This is a genomic window from Lutibacter sp. Hel_I_33_5 (genome assembly GCF_007827455.1).
Lineage (GTDB): Bacteria > Bacteroidota > Bacteroidia > Flavobacteriales > Flavobacteriaceae > Polaribacter.
Genome location: NZ_VISM01000001.1, coordinates 1,592,673 through 1,610,325 on the forward strand (window position 1 = coordinate 1,592,673; position 17,653 = coordinate 1,610,325).

Here is a 17,653-nt window from a genome sequence, read left to right on the forward strand (position 1 = left end):
AGTAAGTTGTTCATACTAATTAACAAAGACAAATCTACAAAAACTTATATAAAAAACAAGTTTTTTTATTAATTCTAAATAATTTTTAATTCTGTACCTACTGCTACAAAAGAAGAAATTGCTTTATCTAAATGCTCTTTCTTGTGAGCTGCAGAGAGTTGAACTCTTATCCTTGCTTGTTCTTTTGGCACAACAGGGAAAAAGAATCCAATAACATAGATTCCTTTTTCTAATAATTTATTAGCCATTATTTGAGATAATTTTGCATCATATAACATTACTGGAACAATTGCAGCATCAGCTCCAACTAAATCAAAACCTGCTTTTTCCATTTCTGTTCTAAAATAATTAGTATTCCATTCTAGCTTATCACGTAAAGTGGTGTCATTAGAAATTAAATCAAATACTTTTAATGACGCTCCCACAATTGCTGGTGCTAATGAGTTAGAAAATAAATATGGTCTAGAACGTTGACGTAATATTTCTATAATTTCTTTTTTACCTGTTGTATAACCACCCATTGCACCGCCTAAAGCTTTGCCTAAAGTTCCAGTTACTATATCAACACGATCCATTACATTTTTTAATTCAACGGTTCCTCTTCCTGTTTTTCCTATAAATCCTGTTGCATGACATTCATCTACCATCACTAAAGCATCATATTTATCAGCTAAATCACATATTTCATCAAGTTTCGCAACAATTCCATCCATAGAAAAAACACCATCAGTAACAATTATCTTAAAACGATGTTCTTGTTTATTCGCTTCAATTAATTGCTCTTCCAAAGAATTCATGTCATTATTATGATAGCGATAACGCGCAGCTTTACACAAACGAACACCGTCTATAATAGAAGCATGATTTAAACTATCAGAAATAATTGCATCTTCTTTGGTTAATAAAGGTTCGAATACTCCACCATTGGCATCAAAAGCAGCAGCATATAAAATAGTATCTTCAGTTGTGTAAAATTCGGCAATCTTTTTTTCGAGTTTTTTATGGATATCCTGCGTACCGCAAATAAAACGAACAGAAGACATTCCAAAACCATGCGTATCCATTGTATCTTTTGCAGCCTGAATAACTTCTGGATGATTCGATAATCCTAAATAATTATTTGCACAAAAGTTAATTACTTCTTCTCCTGTAGAAATTTTAATCACTGCATCTTGTGAAGAAGTTATGATTCTTTCTTCCTTATATAAACCAGCATCTTTTATCTCTTGAAGCTCCTTTTTTAAAGTATCTTTAATTTTACCGTACATATTTTATGAAATTTAAAAAAACAAAGTTACAAAGTTTACATTCTTTAACTATACTTCAATCAATGTAATTTCTTCATTAATATATACGAGTAGTTTTTTCATCACTTTAAAATGCATCGATTTTAAAACTTGCTCATATTTTAATACTTGTTGATGATGACTTTTAGATTGATTTCCTGTTTTATAATCAATAATTGTTACTTCATTATTTTGATTGAAAACCAATCTATCTGGAATAATAATTTGTCCGTCGATAGAAACAATTTCTCGCTCATTATATATGGTTACATTTTCGGAGAAATACTCTTTTAAACCCGAATGATTTATGATACTATATATAAGGTATAAAATATCTTGCGATTTCTCTTTTGGCAACTCGCCAGTATTTACATAATTGGCAACAATATTCTTAACATCACTTTCAGTATTAATTTTTGACATCATCTCATGAATCAAATTACCAAAATCAATTGCTTCTCCTTGTTTTGTATTCCATAATTTTGACGCACTTGCCAACATATAAATATTATGTTCTTGCCAAGGCGTTGAAATAAATGCTTCTTGAGTTTCTGTGAGTGATGCTTTTTCTTCCTTTTTGCTGATCCGTTTTTTATCACCAAAAGAATATTCTAGTTGCTCATTATTCCAAATATTTATTCCTTTTAAATAATTGATAAAAATTCCCGAATAATAATTTGTATTTTCATCGCCTTTGGCGGATATTTTCTTTTCTGTGATAATATATAATTGCTCTACAGAACGTGTTAAAGCAACATATAATAAGTTAAAATTATCTAACTCTAACAATTCTCTTTGTTCTTGATAAATTTCTGCACCAACATTATTTACATACCCAATTTCTTTTGTGAAAGGAACTAATAATTCCTTAAACCCTTCAAAATTTTCTGATAAGTCGTTCAGCCAAATTTTTGGCTCTCGTTGATAATAGATATTTAAATCATAAGGAAAAATCACCACAGGAAACTCTAACCCTTTCGATTTATGAATAGTCATTACTTGAACTGCATCAGAATTTTCTGGAGCTACAATACTTAACACTTCTTTTTTATGATCCCAAAAATCTAAAAACTCCTGAATACTCGTTCCTTTTCTTTGCTGTTCTAAAACCACATCTAAGAAAAACTGCACATAAGCATCCGAAGAATTTATCAACTTAAAACTTCTAATGATTTCTTCTACTTTTTCGTAAAACGGATACTGATGAAAAGCCGATAAACTAAAGTCTATTCCATACTTTTTTAACTGATTAAAAATTTCTTGATTTGATTGATGAATAACTTCAGAAACAAACGAATGTTTATCTTCTTTTATATATAAATGTTGATGTAAAAAGTATAAAACATTTAACCATGTTTCTTTGTCTGTTGGATGTTGAATAACTTGTAAAACATCAATAATAAAATTGACTTTTGCACTATTTGACAACAATAATGTTTCTGAAGAAATAATATCAATTCCTTTTTCAGACAAATAATTTGCAACCGCAATTCCTTCTTTCTTTTTCCTAACTAAAACGCAAACTTCACTTAAAGAAAAATCACCTTGAAGATTTAGAATTGTTTCTAAAACTTTCTTTGGATATTTAATTTGTTCTTCCTCTTTTTCTTCTTGCTTTTCTAAAAAAGATAGTGATACAAATCCGCCTTTTTTATCGGTTATAAGTTGTTTATTTCCATCAACAAATAATTCTCTATACGATTGATTCTGTAAAAACTGAGAAGTATGTTGAAAAAACTGATTATTAAAATCAATTACTTCCGAATAACTTCTAAAATTAGTTGCTAATGTTTTTGGTTCTTTTTCAATATTAAACGGATTCATAGTGCCAGAACCCAACTCTATAAACTGTTCTGCTTTTCCGCCACGCCAACGATAAATAGCTTGTTTTCCGTCACCAACTAATAACAAATTACTATTCTCTTGCACCAACGCATTGTCTATCAACGGAATTAAATTTTGCCATTGCAACACAGACGTATCTTGCATTTCATCAATAAAATAATGCATAAATCGTTGCCCAATTCGCTCATAAATAAATGGCGCTGGTTGTTCTTTTATATTATCAGAAATTAATTGATTAAATTCTGCATTTAACCGTAAATTATTTTCTTCTTTTATAGTTGATAATTCTTGATTGATATTGTTTAAAACCGCTAAAGGAATAATACTTTTTAACGCCAATTTATTCAACACAAACTGCTGATATAATTGTTCAGATTTTTTGTAGAGTTCTAATAATTCAGATAAAATTCCTTCAATAGAATTTTTAATTTCATCCGATTTAGACTTCGCATAAAAGTTATTTTCTTCAATACGTTCTCTAAGTTTACTTGCTTCAAAAAATTTGGTGTTTTCTGGATTTTTAGACAGACTCACAAAATGATTTGGTAGCATAGATCTGTAAAAATCATTATGCTCTAAATCGGTTGAAGCAATTATTTGTAACCCATAATTCCCAATCTCTTGAAACTGTTTTTTTATCTCTTTTTGATGTTTACTGAGTTTGTTTTTTAAACTTGTGAAATCATCTAATTTTTTATTAGCTAATTTTTTAAAATGCTTGGTATCATCTTCATTCAACAAAATTTTAGAAAACTCATTCAGTTCTCTAGAAATATCCCAAGAAGTGTCGTCATCAGCTTTATCTAATGAAAAATCAATTAATAATTTAGTTAATTTTTCATCAGTTCCAATTTTAGAAATCAATATATCAACAGCTTCGTTTAGCAAAGAAATTGCATCCATTTCTACTTCAAAATTTAGCGATAATCCTAAATCATAAGCAAAACTTTTGATTATTTTATGTGTAAAACTATCAATGGTAGTAATTGAAAAAGCAGAATAATTTTGAAGAATAGCATCAATTATTTTTTGACTTCTATCAATAATTGTGGGTTTATCAATCGCTATTTCTTCTAAAATAATATGTAATAAATCGTTTTCATTTCCTTCAGAAAACGTTTTTAGATTTTCTAAAACACGTTCTTTCATTTCGGCAGCTGCTTTGTTGGTAAACGTAATTGCCAACACTTTTTGAAACCTAAAAATATCCGAAGAACCTAACAAAACCTTTAGATACTCTTTTACAAGCGTAAACGTTTTTCCGCTTCCAGCGGATGCATTATAAACTTGAAAAGTTGATTGATTTTGCAAGATTTTTATTTTGATGCAAAATACAATTTTACATTACATTTTTTTATTATTGGTATAATAATTGTTTTCACAAAACAAACTACTTTATTATGAAAAATATTTTTACTGCTTTATTTTTTATTTCTTTTTTTTATAGCTCTTTTGCAAATAATTTTGATTGTGCAAGTTCCTTTATGAGTTTTCTCCCAGAAAAAACAGAAATAAGTATTAATTCAATATTTATAATCGAAGGGTATGGATACAGCCAAAAAACAATAAATAGTTTTCAAAATAGAAAAATCTATTTAGTAAACAACAAAAATAAAGTAGAGCTAGAATTATTAGAAATTCTTATTGGAGATATGCAATTAACCCAGGCAATATTTAAACCAAAAAGTGAGCTTAGACCCAACTCTATTTATTTTTTAAAATATTCCGATCAAACAAAACAAGAGAGTCAAGAAATGGTGAAATGGAATTCTAAAACTGGTGAAAGAGAAAAAGTGTTTTGGAAAACAAATAATCAAAAAGAAATTAATTTATTAAACAGTGATTTAAGAATTAATTTTAAAAAAACTCAATTAATACATTATGGTTGTGGGCCTTCTTCAAATGCCATTTTTAGCATTCATAATAAAAGTAATAAAGAAATTTGGTACAAAACAGAATTGATTGATTTAACAACAAATTCAAAAAAAGTATATATAATCAAAGAATGGAAAAATGAAATAAATGTTGGTCATGGAATGTGTTCAGGTGCTTTTAAATTTAACAATAAAGGAAAGTATAAAGTACGTTTTACACCTATGAATACTGATGGAAAAATGAATAAAAAGACAAAATGGTATACTTTTGAAAGTCCAAATTCAAAAAATACTTTCGGCTTTTAATTATATTTTATCCTAATCCAACATCCAAAGACATCATTACAATAAATCCTCCAATAAAACCAAGCGTAGCGATATCTGTGTATTTATCACGTTGAGTTTCCGGAATTACTTCTTCAACAACCACAAAAATCATTGCTCCAGCAGCAAATGCTAATGCATACGGTAAAATTGGTGTAAAAAACGAAACTGCTAAAGCTCCTAGAACGGCTGCAACAGGTTCTACAATTGCAGATAATTGTCCGTACCAAAAACTTTTAAATCTACTTGCTCCTTGTCTTCTCATTGGCATTGCTACTGCAAATCCTTCAGGAAAATTCTGAATTCCGATTCCAATCGCTAAAGAAATTGCTGCAATTATCATTTCTGTCTGCTCTACTCCAACTAATGTTGATGCCGCTCCAAATAAAACTCCAACTGCTAATCCTTCAGGGATATTATGCAACGTAATTGCCAACACTAATAAAGTGGTTCTGTGCCAATCGGTTTTTACACCTTCGGCTTCACTTTCTTTAAAGTTGATATGTAAATGAGGTAAAATTTTATCCATTCCGAATAATGCTAAAGCACCTAATCCGAATCCAATTGCAGATGGTATTACTTTTACAAAACCTTCTCCTGGACTGTTTTCTATTGCTGGCGCTAACAAACTCCAAAAACTTGCGGCAACCATTACACCTCCAGTAAAACCAAGCATTCCGTCTAAAACGGCTCTATTCATTTTCTTAAAAAAGAATACTAAACTTGCACCCAAAGCGGTTAATCCCCATGTAAAAAGTGATGCATATAATGCAGCTTGTATAGGATGTTCTTTTCCGAATGCTACTAATTGATCAAATGTACTCATGATTTATTTTATGCTTTTTGTATGAATAAATTATTCGCTATTTTGTTTGATATTGATAATTGCTTATCCCCTATTTTTATCTCTAATGAATCATCAAAAGGTTCTTTAGAAATCAGTGTGATTTTTTTTCCTAACTGAATTTCTTGTCGATCTAAAAACTGTAAAAATTCTGATGACGAATCTTTTACGCCAACACAAATTCCACTTTCGTTTTCTTGTAAAGTTGACAGTAAACTTTTTTCAATCTTATTATAATTTCCTTCGTTATCTGGAATTGGATCTCCATGTGGATCTTTCTTCGGAAATCCTAAAAAAGAATCCAATTCATTAATTAGTTTAGGAGATTTAATATGTTCTAATTGTTCTGCAACATCATGTACTTCATCCCAAGAAAAGTTTAATTTATCAACTAAAAAAACTTCCCATAATCGATGTTTTCTTACAATATTAGCAGCTGTTTTTTTACCAAATTCCGTTAATGTTACACCATGATATTTTTTATAAACAATTACCTTTTTATCAGATAGTTTTTTAATCATATCGGTAACAGAAGAAGCTTTTGTAGAAAGTTTTTCCGCAATAGCATTGGTGCTAATTCCTTTATCGGAAACAGCATCTAAATGATAGATTGCTTTTAAATAATTTTCTTCGGATTGCGAAAACATTTTCTTTTTTTAGATACGCAAATATACACTTTTAAGTTTATTTAAAATAAATTTTTAGCCTTGTCTAAAAATTTATTTATATTTGCGTAAATATTGATGATTATATGATGTTGAAAAAATATTTTTTATGGTTAATTTTATTGAGCAGTTCTATTCTATTTGCTCAACAAAATACTGTTTCTGGTAAGATTTCTAGTAACGGTGAAGAATTACCATATGTGAATGTTTATTTGAAGAAAACCAAAATAGGAACATCTTCAAATGATCAAGGATTTTACAGTTTAAAAAATATACCTAACGGAAATTACACAATGATAATTAGTAGTATTGGTTATAAAACCAAATCACTAAACATCAACCTAAAAAATAATCAGAAACTCATAAAAAACATTTCTCTTTCACAAGACAATTCTTTAGATGAAATTGTAATTTCAGGAACTTTAAGACCAGTTAAAAAAGCAGCAAGTCCTGTTCCTGTAGAAATTTACAGCAAGTCTTTTTTTAAGAAAAATCCTACGCCTTCTATTTTTGAATCCATGCAAAATGTAAATGGAGTTCGCCCACAATTAAATTGTAACGTATGTAATACTGGTGATATTCATATCAACGGTTTAGAAGGTCCTTATACGTTTGTATTAATTGACGGAATGCCTATTGTCAGCGGACTTTCTACTGTATATGGTTTAACTGGAATTCCACAAGCCTTAATAGAAAGAGTTGAAGTTGTTAAAGGACCAGCTTCTACTTTATATGGTTCTGAAGCTGTTGGAGGTATCATTAATATCATCACCAAAAAACCTACAAACGCTCCAAAATTAGCAACAGATGTTTTTGCAAGTTCTTGGGGAGAAGTGAATACAGATATTGGTTTACGATACAAAATCTCTGAAAAAACACAAGGTTTGTTGGGTGTTAACTATTTTAATTTTCAGAATAGAATCGATAATAATAATGACAATTTTACTGATTTAACGTTACAAAACCGAATCTCGATTTTTAACAAAATAAACATCGAAAGAGAAAGTAATAAAGTATTTACAATTGCTGGAAGATATGTGTATGAAGATCGTTGGGGTGGCGAATTAGATTGGCAAAAAAAATACAGAGGTTCTGATATTAAATATGGAGAAAGTATTTATACAAACCGTTGGGAAACTTTTGGAACTTATCAATTACCAACTTCAGAAAACATCAATTTTCAATTTAGCGCCAACGGACATTATCAAGATTCTTTTTACGGAATGGATGCTTATGACGCCGAACAATTAATTGCTTTTGGACAATTTGTTTACAGCAAGCAAGTAAAACAAAATCACGATTTATTAATCGGTTTAGCGTATAGATATACTTTTTATGATGATAATACTTTTGCTACTTTTCTAAATGATGGTATTACAAATAATCCTTCAGTTACCCATTTACCTGGAGTTTTTATTCAGGATGAAATCAGTTTAAGCAAGAGAAAAAAATTATTACTTGGCGCTCGTTGGGATTATAATAACAACCACGGAAGTATTTTTTCTCCAAGGATAAATTATAAGTGGAATTCTAAGGATAATTCTAACATTTTTAGAGCAAGTATCGGTAACGGATTTAGAGTTGCCAATGTTTTTACAGAAGATCATGCAGCCTTAACTGGTGCTCGTGAAGTTGAATTTGAAGGCGATTTACAGCCAGAAACTTCATGGAATGCCAACATCAATTTTGTAAAAAAAATAAATACCGAAAATTCCTTTATTACTTTTGATGCAAGTGCTTTTTACACTTATTTTGATAATAGGATTTTACCTGATTACGAAACTGATTTTAACAAAATTATTTATGCAAATTTAGACGGACATTCCGTTTCTAAAGGAATTTCTTTAAATACAGATATCATCTTTACAAATGGATTAGCAATTAGTGCAGGCGCTACTTTAATGGATGTTTCAGTTACCGAAAACAACATAAAAACGAGACAATTATTAACCGAAAGTTTTAGCGGAGTTTGGTCTATTTCTTATAAATTTAATACTAATTTTAAAATAGATTACACTGGTAATTTATACGGTCCAATGCGTTTGCCTTTATTAGGTGATAAAGATAAAAGAGCAGAATTTTCTCCTTGGTTTAGCGTTCAGAATATACAATTAACAAAAAAGTTTTCTAATAGTTGGGAAGTTTATGGTGGTGTAAAAAACTTGCTAAACTTTACACCTGCAGCCAATAGTATTAATAGTTCAAATAATCCTTTTGATGTTGGTGTGGATACAGAACAAAATCCAGAATTGGCTTTTGATCCAAGTTATGTATATGCATCCAATCAAGGTATTAGAGCGTTTTTAGGTGTACGTTATACTTTATTTTAAATTTGATTGATGAAAAAAAACATACTTCTTTTTCTGCTTTTCTTTGGATGTTTAACCTTAAACGCCCAAAATAAAAATATTGAATTAAAAGTTCATACATTTTCTGAGGTTGAAAAATTGCATCAGCAAAACCCAAAAACATTGGTAGTGTTTATCTATACAGATTGGTGTAAATTTTGTCATGGAATGAAAAAAACAACTTTTAAAAACGAAAAAGTAATTCAACTTTTAAATGACAACTTTTACTTTGTAACACTAAATGCTGAGCAAAAAGAATCGATTACTTTTTTAGGAAAAACATTTGTTTTTAAATCTAATGGAAGTTCAGGCATTCATGAATTAGCAAAAGAACTCGCATTAAAAAATGGTAGAATCAGTTACCCAACAACAACTATTTTAAATAATAAATTTGAAATTGATTTACAAGTTGATGGCTATATAAATAGTAAGAAGATGACTAGGTTTTTAAAATCTTTCAATTAATCTCTATCCCAAAGTCTTCTTTCTAAGACTCTAGAACCAAAACTATAGACAAAACCTACAGAAACTTGGGCATGAGATTTCATACTTTGATATTCGGCTGGAGAAAGTTTATAGGTAAATTGTGTGTTCATCCCTATATGTTGGTGAAACCAGAATGTTGCACCAGAAATAAAATTGTATGTGTTCGTTAATTTAGAACCAGGTATGGTACTCGGCGCTCCAACAAGGCTTCCACCAATTCCTATATAAGGCACAAAATTTTCGTTAGAATTGTTAAAATCGTACCGAATAGCCCCATCAATAGAAAAGTAAGAAAAAGCGTTGCCGTAAAAACCTTCAATTCTATCAATTAAACTTAAAGAGAATCCTGCATCTAAAATTAATCCTTTAGAAAAATACCTTGAAACGTTTATTTTTGTAGTCTGAAAATTGAAATTTTCGCCAATAATCTTAGCATCTTCGTCGTTAAACTTTACCATAGCCAAACTATACCCTGCTGTCCATTTACTTTCCTCATTTTGAGAATAAATGATGCCAACACTCAATAAAAAGAACATAAAGCCAATACCTAGCTTTCCCCCGAAGCTTTTAATCATGTAGATAGTCCTATTAGTTACTTGGTTAATTAACTATATTTCACCAAAAATATTGTTTTTTATTAGAATTAAAAGGATAATTTCAAATTAAGAATTTATTTTTGCACAAATATTTTTTCCGTTGAATACGCAGACAATTGTCAATTCATACCAAAAATCTGCAAAGACAAAGCAGGTTTTAGACCAACTTCAACAAGAACAAAACCAATTTCAGATTACGAATTTGGTCGGTTCTTCGTTGTCTTTTGTTATTTCAGAAACTTTTAAAGCCATAGAAAAACCTTACTTATTAATTTTTAATGATAAGGAAGAAGCTGCCTATTATTTAAATGATTTAGAGCAATTATTAGGCGATAAAAACGTGTTGTTTTATCCGGGTTCTTACAGAAGACCTTATCAAATAGAAGAAACTAATAATGCTAATGTGTTATTACGTTCGGAAGTTTTAAACAGAATTAATTCCAGAAAAAAACCTGCGGTAATTGTTACCTATCCAACAGCGTTATTTGAAAAAGTAGTTACTAAAAAAGAACTTGAAAAAAATACACTAAAAATTAGTATTGCCGATAATTTATCTCTCGATTTTGTAAACGAAGTTTTATTCGAATATCAATTTAACCGAGTAGATTTTGTTACCGAACCTGGAGAGTTTTCCGTGAGAGGTGGAATAATAGATGTTTTTTCTTTCTCAAATGATGAACCATTTAGAATTGAGTTTTTTGGTGATGAAATTGATAGCATTAGAACTTTTGATGTAGAGACCCAACTTTCTTTAGAGAAGTTGAAGAAAGTAAACATTATGTCTAATGTAGAAAACAAATCTTTGCTAGAACGAAGAGAAAGTTTTCTAAAATACATCTCATCAAAAACTAGAATTTTTGCTAAAAATGTTGATTTACTTACAGATCTATTAGATAAATTTTATGCAAAAGCAGAAACTTCTTTTACCGAATTATCTTCAGAAATAAAACATGCAAAACCCGAAGATTTATTTTGTAATGGTGATTTTATAAAAAATCAATTGAGTGATTTTACTGTTGCTCATTTTGGTGCTACGCGTCACGCTGAAACTAGTTCAGCGTCTCAACAGAATGAGATTCCGAAACAAGTTCGGAATGACAAAATTATTTCTTTCGATACAAAACCTCAACCTTCATTTAATAAAAAGTTTGAGTTACTAACGCAAAACTTTAACGAGTTTTCTAATGCTAATTTTACCAATTACATTTTTTGTGCCAACGAAAAACAAGCACAACGTTTTGATGATATTTTTGAAGATTTAGAAAAAGAAGTAAGCTATCAAACGGTAATTTTTCCTTTATATCAAGGATTTATAGATCTTGATGAAAAAATAGTTTGCTATACCGATCATCAAATTTTTGAGCGTTATCATAAATTTCGTTTAAAAAACGGATATGCTAAAAAGCAATCCATCACATTAAAAGAATTAAACAATCTTCAAATTGGCGATTATGTAACGCATATCGATCATGGAATTGGAAAATTTGGCGGCTTACAAAAAATTGATGTAGAAGGCAAAAAGCAAGAAGCCATCAAACTAATTTATGGAGATCGAGATATTTTATATGTAAGTATTCACTCGCTTCACAAGGTTTCTAAATTCAACGGAAAAGACGGAAAGCCTCCAAAAATTTACAAACTTGGTTCTGGAGCTTGGAAAAAAATCAAACAAAAAACCAAAGCTAGAGTTAAACATATTGCGTTTAATTTAATTCAATTATACGCTAAAAGAAAACTCCAAAAAGGATTTGCTTTTGGTCCAGATACGCACATGCAACACGAGTTGGAAGGTAGTTTTATGTACGAAGATACGCCTGATCAATTTTCTGCTACGCAGGATGTAAAAACGGATATGGAAAAAGAGCAACCCATGGATCGATTGGTTTGTGGAGATGTTGGTTTTGGGAAAACAGAAGTTGCTGTAAGAGCTGCTTTTAAAGCCGTTGATAACGGAAAACAAGTAGCTATTTTAGTACCAACAACCATTTTAGCTTTTCAACATTTCAAAACTTTTTCTGAGCGTTTAAAAGGCTTTCCCATCAAAATAGATTATTTAAATCGTTTTAGAACTGCAAAACAAAAAACAACAGCAATTGATGGCGTAAATAGCGGTGAAGTTGATATTATTATTGGTACACATCAACTTACAAATCAACGTATAAAATTTAAAGATTTAGGTCTTTTGGTGATTGATGAGGAACAAAAGTTTGGAGTTGCCGTAAAAGACAAATTAAAAACCATCAAAGAAAATGTTGATACGCTAACGTTAACTGCAACGCCAATCCCAAGAACCTTACAATTTAGTTTGATGGCTGCGCGTGATTTATCGGTCATAAAAACACCGCCACCAAATCGTCATCCTATCGAAACAAACGTGATTCGTTTTTCTGAAGAAACCATTAGAGATGCTATTTCTTATGAGATTTCTAGAGGCGGTCAAGTATTTTTTATCCATAATAGAATTGAAAACATAAAAGAAGTTGCTGGCTTATTACAACGTTTGTTGCCGAGTGCAAAAATTGGTATTGGTCACGGACAAATGGAAGGCAAAAAACTAGAAGGTTTAATGCTTGGTTTTATGAATAATGAGTTTGATGTTTTGGTCTCGACCACAATTGTAGAAAGTGGATTGGATGTACCAAATGCCAACACAATCTTCATCAATAATGCCAATAATTTTGGCTTGTCGGATTTGCATCAAATGCGTGGTAGAGTTGGGCGTTCTAACAAAAAAGCATTCTGTTATTTTATTACGCCGCCGTATCATATGATGACGGATGATGCAAGAAAACGAATTACTGCTTTAGAGTTATTTTCTGATTTAGGTAGCGGAATTAACATTGCCATGAAAGATTTAGAAATTCGTGGTGCTGGAGATTTATTAGGTGGTGAACAAAGCGGATTTATTAATGACATTGGGTTTGATACCTATCAGAAAATACTACAAGAAGCTATTGAAGAGTTAAAAGAAAATGAGTTTAAAGAATTGTACTCATCCGAAGTTAAAAAACCAAAAGAGTTTGTAAAAGAAGTAACTATTGATACTGATTTTGAGATTCTTTTTCCTGATAATTATGTGAATTCAATCTCAGAAAGATTGAGTTTATATAACAATTTAGGAAGTCTTAAAACCGAAGAAGAATTATTGGTTTTTGAACAAAATTTAGTGGATCGTTTTGGTGAAATTCCGAATGAAGTGAAAGATCTTTTATATTCGGTTAGAATAAAATGGTTGGCAAAAAAACTAGGTTTAGAAAAAATCATTTTAAAACAAAAAAGAATGATTGGGTATTTTGTTTCCGATCAACAAAGTGCATTTTATCAATCGGTACATTTTACAAAAATGCTGCAATACGTTCAGCGAAATTCTAAAAGTTGTGTGATGAAAGAGAAACAAACTAAAAATGGTTTGCGTCTATTAATTACCTTTATAAAAATAGATTCTGTAAAAACTGCATTTAATATTTTAGAGAAAATCTAATGGAAAACTCGCACTTAAAAAATCTTTCTGGTTTACTTTTAGGAACACTTTTTATAAGTACTTCAGGTGTTTTAGGGCGATATATTGACATGCCCACAGAAGTAATTATTTGGTTTAGATCTTTTTTTGCGATGCTTTTCTTATATGCTTATTGCAGGTATAAAAATATCGATTTAAGCATTAAAAAAAGAAAAGACTACGGCCCATTTTTACTTGGCGGCATTTTTATGGCTGCGCATTGGGTTACCTATTTTTATGCGTTAAAACTTTCTAATGTAGCACTTGGTATTTTATCTTTATATACATTCCCTATTATTATTGCACTCTTAGAGCCAATCTTTTTAAAAGTGAAATTTAATCCAATTTATATTTTATTAGGATTAATGGTTTTGGCAGGATTATATATTTTAACGCCAAGTTTTAATATCGAAAGTACCCATACAAAAGGTATTCTTTTCGGTGTTTTTTCAGCTTTTTGTTACGCAATAAGAATTTTGATTTTAAAGAAACAAGTTGCTAATTACAACGGAACAATGTTAATGTTTTATCAAGTTGTAATTATTAGCGTGCTATTGATTCCTACATTATTTTTTATGGATTTATCGAATGTGAAAAGTCAATTACCGTATTTACTACTCTTAGCTTTATTAACCACAGCAATTGGCCATAGTTTAATGCTACATTCTTTAAAGTTCTTTTCTGCTGCAACAGCTAGTATTATAAGTAGTTTACAACCTATCTTCGGAATTATTTTAGCCTTCTTTTTCTTGAGTGAAATTCCTTCTATGAATACCTATATTGGAGGTGCATTAATTTTAGCAACAGTTATTATTGAAAGTTTAAGAAGTAAAAATCAATAATTATTTGGTACTAATATCTAAATAATTACGCTTTACAAAATCTAAAATTGTTTCTAATATTTCTCCCATATTATTACATTTTTTAAATGCTAAATCATTGGTGTAATTTCCTACTTCACTTTTTAATTGCTCAATATTTTCTGGATAAGAAATACTATCATTTTTCATACATTCTATCAATTCTTCTATTCGATCTTGAAAACTAATCATTCGTTTTGCAACAATAGAACGTTCTTCAATTTTGTACTGATCTACCGAGTTTTCTTGCAGTCTTTCAGTAACCATTTTTACCATTTTATAGTTCTCTTTAAAAAACTGAAGGTTGTATACTTTTAGCTTTCCTTCAAAACATTGCTGATCAAAATCAATCGCTCTAATTTTATAAACTATATGATCAAAATCATGCGTTGGAACAACAACATAGTTATACGAACGCATATCACCTAACAAACGAATCATTGAACGCTCATTAAATTTCACAAACTCCTTAGCTAATTGTGCTTGCTCGGAAGATGTACATTTTGGTAAAAAATCTTTTATAAAATCGTCTCCAGGAATTCCTGCAATATGCTCTTCAATTAAAGTGTCTTTATAGACTAAAAAATTCAAATTATATGGTGATAACATATGTTCTAACTCCAATCCGTAAACACGTGAAGCATCAGTTTTTTTTACATAAAAATATGTGAAATTATCGTTTAAAATATTCCTGATTTTAATACGAAAAGGCTTAGAATTTCCGAACGTACAATAATCAATAGCATCTACATTTAGAAATGGAATAGTATCTTCATTTCCGTTAGAATGCAAAATGGTATAGATTTTTTTAAGACTTAAATCAATTTCTATACGATCAAATTCTGAGTAATACGTTCGTATCCAAAGTGTGTCTTTATCATTTTTATCATACACTGTAATTGACCCTTGAAAACGTAATAAATCGTCATAGAAAATAGGGATTTTTATATCTCTATTATATTCTTTTAAATAGATATTCAACATTTCATTCAAAGGAAATGCTGGTTTCTTTTTAGACATTAATTTTTCTTCTGACGACATTTATCTAGGTATATTGTCAAAAGTAATAATAATTTGTTCAATAACATTTAACATTTTATTTAACATAATTTTAAAAATATTTCTTCTAGTTTTTTCTAGGTTTAGAACTCGAAACTACTAATACTATGACACGTTTTTTCTTTTTTTTGCTGATTATTTTCTTTGGATGTAATCAAAAACCATCATTAACAAGTAAACAAATCTTAGAAAAAAGTATAAAAAAACACGACCCTTATAACAATTTAAAAAGTTTAAAATTTAAACTTCGAATTCAAGAACCAAGAATAAATAATCCTGAAAGATTGTCTATTGTAACTCTTAATAACTCAACAGGTGAATTTGAATTACAAAGAAATAGAGATACACATATTTCAACACATAAAATTGATAAAAATGGGGATGCTATAACTTTTTTAGATGATAAAATTGAAAAAGATTCTTTATTAATAAAAAAATACAGATTACAACCTAAAAGAAATTCAAATTATAGAAGGTTTTATCAAACCTTTTCTTTACTTCCTATGTCATTGAAAAACGAAAAATTTGATCTTAATGATAACGTAGTTGTTGTTGATTTCAATTCTAAAAAAGCTTTTAAATTATCTATAGAATTACAAAAACCTATATTTTCTAAATCCTTAAATTTATTTTTTTCAAAATCAGATTATCAATTTTTAGGATTAGAAATTATGTATCCAGAAAATTCTGGAAGAGAAGGGCAAAGAGTAATCTTTGATGGAGTTTTTAATATTGTTGATGTAAATTTCTCACGCTTTCATCATTGGTTAAATTTAAAAAATGAATACCTTGGTTCAGACATCTTTGTAAAAGAACTTAAGTAGCTTCAAAAACCTTTCCTGGTAGTGGTTTTATAACACCTTTTAGTTCCATTTGCAATAAAATAGATGATAATTGGCACATAGGAATTGTAGTTTCTAAAGAAATAATATCCAAGATTTGTTTGCCAGTTTTTTGTAAGTAGTTATAAATTTTTTGTTCTTTTTCTGTAAGACTTACAAATAATTCTTTTTGTCTAGGAATAGATGCTTTCGACACATCCCAATTCAACATTTTAATAATATCGGAAGCTGAAGTTAGCAAATGTGCTTTATTATTTTTAATTAAACTATTACAACCCTTACTATAAATATCTGTTGTTCTTCCAGGTACAGCAAAGACATCTTTGCTGTAAGAATTTGCAATATCTGCAGTAACTAACGAACCTCCTTTTTCTGCAGATTCTATAATAATTGTAGCTTTTGATATTCCTGCAACAATTCTATTTCTCTTTAAAAAATTTTCACGTAAAGGTTGTTCTTCACTCCAAAATTCAGTAATAAAACCACCTTTTTCATTAACTTGATTGATATACTTTTTATGAACCTTCGGATAGATTTGATCAAAACCATGAGCCAAGACTGCAAAAGTTTGTAATTTGTTTTTTATTGCAGCTTTGTGCGCACAAATATCAACTCCATAAGCAAATCCACTTACAATAATTGGATTATGTTCTGTTAAATCTTCAATAAGTTGATTACAAAAATCGCGTCCATAAGATGTTATATTTCTTGTACCAACAATCGATATTATTTTCTGATTGGAAAAATCGATATTTCCATCTTTAAAAAACAAAATTGGAGCATCAATACAGTGCTGTAAATTGACTGGGTAATCGTCTTCTAAAAAGTAAGAATAATCAATTTTATTATCTTGAATATAATTGAGTTCTTTTTCTGCTTCTTGTAAATTTTTAGTATCAAATAAATGATTCGTTACATGAGAACCGATTCCATTTATCTTTTGTAACGTAGTAGGTTTTTCTTTAAAAATTTGTTCTACATCTCCAACTTTAGCAATTAACTTTTTAGCCAAAATATCGCCCACGGCCTTACTTCTTTGCAGTCTTAAAACAGCAAGCAACTTTTCTTTTTGCATATCATGAAATATCAACACACAAGATACAAAAAGGTTCTTATGACAAAGTT

General features: G+C 29.5%; 13 protein-coding genes. 6 read left to right on the forward strand and 7 right to left on the reverse strand.

The window, feature by feature from the left end; all coding sequences use genetic code 11:
• Positions 1-74: 74 nt before the first annotated feature.
• Positions 75-1,268, reverse strand: a complete 1,194-nt coding sequence (gene kbl / locus OD91_RS07015; RefSeq protein ID WP_144895675.1) for a glycine C-acetyltransferase — start codon at positions 1,266-1,268, stop codon at positions 75-77.
• A 48-nt stretch (positions 1,269-1,316) separates the two neighbouring features.
• Complete coding sequence (locus OD91_RS07020) at positions 1,317-4,442, reverse strand: exodeoxyribonuclease V subunit beta (RefSeq protein ID WP_144895676.1); 3,126 nt, start codon at positions 4,440-4,442, stop codon at positions 1,317-1,319.
• A gap of 89 nt (positions 4,443-4,531) precedes the next feature.
• Between OD91_RS07020 and OD91_RS07025 the strand changes: the two genes are divergently transcribed.
• Positions 4,532-5,311: a hypothetical protein gene (locus OD91_RS07025; protein WP_144895677.1), complete on the forward strand. Its 780-nt coding sequence runs from the start codon at positions 4,532-4,534 to the stop codon at positions 5,309-5,311.
• A 7-nt stretch (positions 5,312-5,318) separates the two neighbouring features.
• On the opposite strand, the gene OD91_RS07030 is transcribed toward OD91_RS07025, so the two are convergent.
• On the reverse strand, positions 5,319-6,155 hold the full coding sequence (locus OD91_RS07030; protein WP_144895678.1) for a ZIP family metal transporter: 837 nt from the start codon (positions 6,153-6,155) through the stop codon (positions 5,319-5,321).
• A gap of 8 nt (positions 6,156-6,163) precedes the next feature.
• Complete coding sequence (locus OD91_RS07035; protein WP_144895679.1) at positions 6,164-6,820, reverse strand: metal-dependent transcriptional regulator; 657 nt, start codon at positions 6,818-6,820, stop codon at positions 6,164-6,166.
• A gap of 104 nt (positions 6,821-6,924) precedes the next feature.
• Here OD91_RS07035 and OD91_RS07040 point away from each other — a divergent pair, with 104 nt between their 5' ends.
• Together OD91_RS07040 and OD91_RS07045 are read left to right on the forward strand one after the other, a co-directional pair.
• Complete coding sequence (locus tag OD91_RS07040) at positions 6,925-9,168, forward strand: TonB-dependent receptor (RefSeq protein ID WP_144895680.1); 2,244 nt, start codon at positions 6,925-6,927, stop codon at positions 9,166-9,168.
• Between the two features lie 9 nt (positions 9,169-9,177).
• Entirely contained in the window at positions 9,178-9,651 is a 474-nt protein-coding gene (locus tag OD91_RS07045; protein WP_144895681.1) for a thioredoxin fold domain-containing protein, read from the forward strand.
• Here OD91_RS07045 and OD91_RS07050 read toward each other — a convergent pair.
• Entirely contained in the window at positions 9,648-10,247 is a 600-nt protein-coding gene (locus OD91_RS07050) for a porin family protein (protein WP_144895682.1), read from the reverse strand. The genes OD91_RS07045 and OD91_RS07050 overlap by 4 nt on opposite strands.
• 121 nt (positions 10,248-10,368) lie before the next feature.
• Here OD91_RS07050 and mfd point away from each other — a divergent pair, with 121 nt between their 5' ends.
• Positions 10,369-13,749 carry a transcription-repair coupling factor gene (gene mfd / locus OD91_RS07055; RefSeq protein WP_144895683.1) on the forward strand — a complete coding sequence of 1,127 codons (3,381 nt, stop codon included), beginning with the start codon at positions 10,369-10,371 and terminating at the stop codon, positions 13,747-13,749.
• A complete protein-coding gene (locus tag OD91_RS07060) occupies positions 13,749-14,609 on the forward strand; it encodes a DMT family transporter (RefSeq protein WP_144895684.1) in 861 nt (286 codons plus the stop codon). Before mfd ends, OD91_RS07060 begins: the two co-directional genes overlap by 1 nt.
• Here OD91_RS07060 and OD91_RS07065 read toward each other — a convergent pair whose 3' ends face one another.
• Positions 14,610-15,668, reverse strand: coding sequence for a hypothetical protein (locus OD91_RS07065; RefSeq protein ID WP_144895685.1), 1,059 nt, complete (start codon positions 15,666-15,668; stop codon positions 14,610-14,612). It abuts the gene before it with no gap.
• A 125-nt stretch (positions 15,669-15,793) separates the two neighbouring features.
• Here OD91_RS07065 and OD91_RS07070 point away from each other — a divergent pair, with 125 nt between their 5' ends.
• Positions 15,794-16,510: a DUF6503 family protein gene (locus OD91_RS07070; protein ID WP_144895686.1), complete on the forward strand. Its 717-nt coding sequence runs from the start codon at positions 15,794-15,796 to the stop codon at positions 16,508-16,510.
• Here OD91_RS07070 and dprA read toward each other — a convergent pair.
• A complete protein-coding gene (dprA, locus tag OD91_RS07075; protein WP_144895687.1) occupies positions 16,503-17,603 on the reverse strand; it encodes a DNA-processing protein DprA in 1,101 nt (366 codons plus the stop codon). The genes OD91_RS07070 and dprA overlap by 8 nt on opposite strands.
• Positions 17,604-17,653 lie beyond the last annotated feature (50 nt).

What these genes read in the sequence shown, in the direction of transcription:
- kbl (WP_144895675.1), bottom strand. Translation starts at nt 1,268, where the DNA reads ATGTACGGTAAAATTAAAGATACTTTAAAAAAGGAGCTTCAAGAGATA.
- OD91_RS07025 (WP_144895677.1), top strand. Translation starts at nt 4,532, where the DNA reads ATGAAAAATATTTTTACTGCTTTATTTTTTATTTCTTTTTTTTATAGC.
- OD91_RS07030 (WP_144895678.1), bottom strand. Translation starts at nt 6,155, where the DNA reads ATGAGTACATTTGATCAATTAGTAGCATTCGGAAAAGAACATCCTATA.
- OD91_RS07035 (WP_144895679.1), bottom strand. Translation starts at nt 6,820, where the DNA reads ATGTTTTCGCAATCCGAAGAAAATTATTTAAAAGCAATCTATCATTTA.
- OD91_RS07040 (WP_144895680.1), top strand. Translation starts at nt 6,925, where the DNA reads ATGATGTTGAAAAAATATTTTTTATGGTTAATTTTATTGAGCAGTTCT.
- OD91_RS07045 (WP_144895681.1), top strand. Translation starts at nt 9,178, where the DNA reads ATGAAAAAAAACATACTTCTTTTTCTGCTTTTCTTTGGATGTTTAACC.
- OD91_RS07050 (WP_144895682.1), bottom strand. Translation starts at nt 10,247, where the DNA reads ATGATTAAAAGCTTCGGGGGAAAGCTAGGTATTGGCTTTATGTTCTTT.
- OD91_RS07060 (WP_144895684.1), top strand. Translation starts at nt 13,749, where the DNA reads ATGGAAAACTCGCACTTAAAAAATCTTTCTGGTTTACTTTTAGGAACA.
- OD91_RS07065 (WP_144895685.1), bottom strand. Translation starts at nt 15,668, where the DNA reads ATGTCGTCAGAAGAAAAATTAATGTCTAAAAAGAAACCAGCATTTCCT.
- OD91_RS07070 (WP_144895686.1), top strand. Translation starts at nt 15,794, where the DNA reads ATGACACGTTTTTTCTTTTTTTTGCTGATTATTTTCTTTGGATGTAAT.
- dprA (WP_144895687.1), bottom strand. Translation starts at nt 17,603, where the DNA reads ATGCAAAAAGAAAAGTTGCTTGCTGTTTTAAGACTGCAAAGAAGTAAG.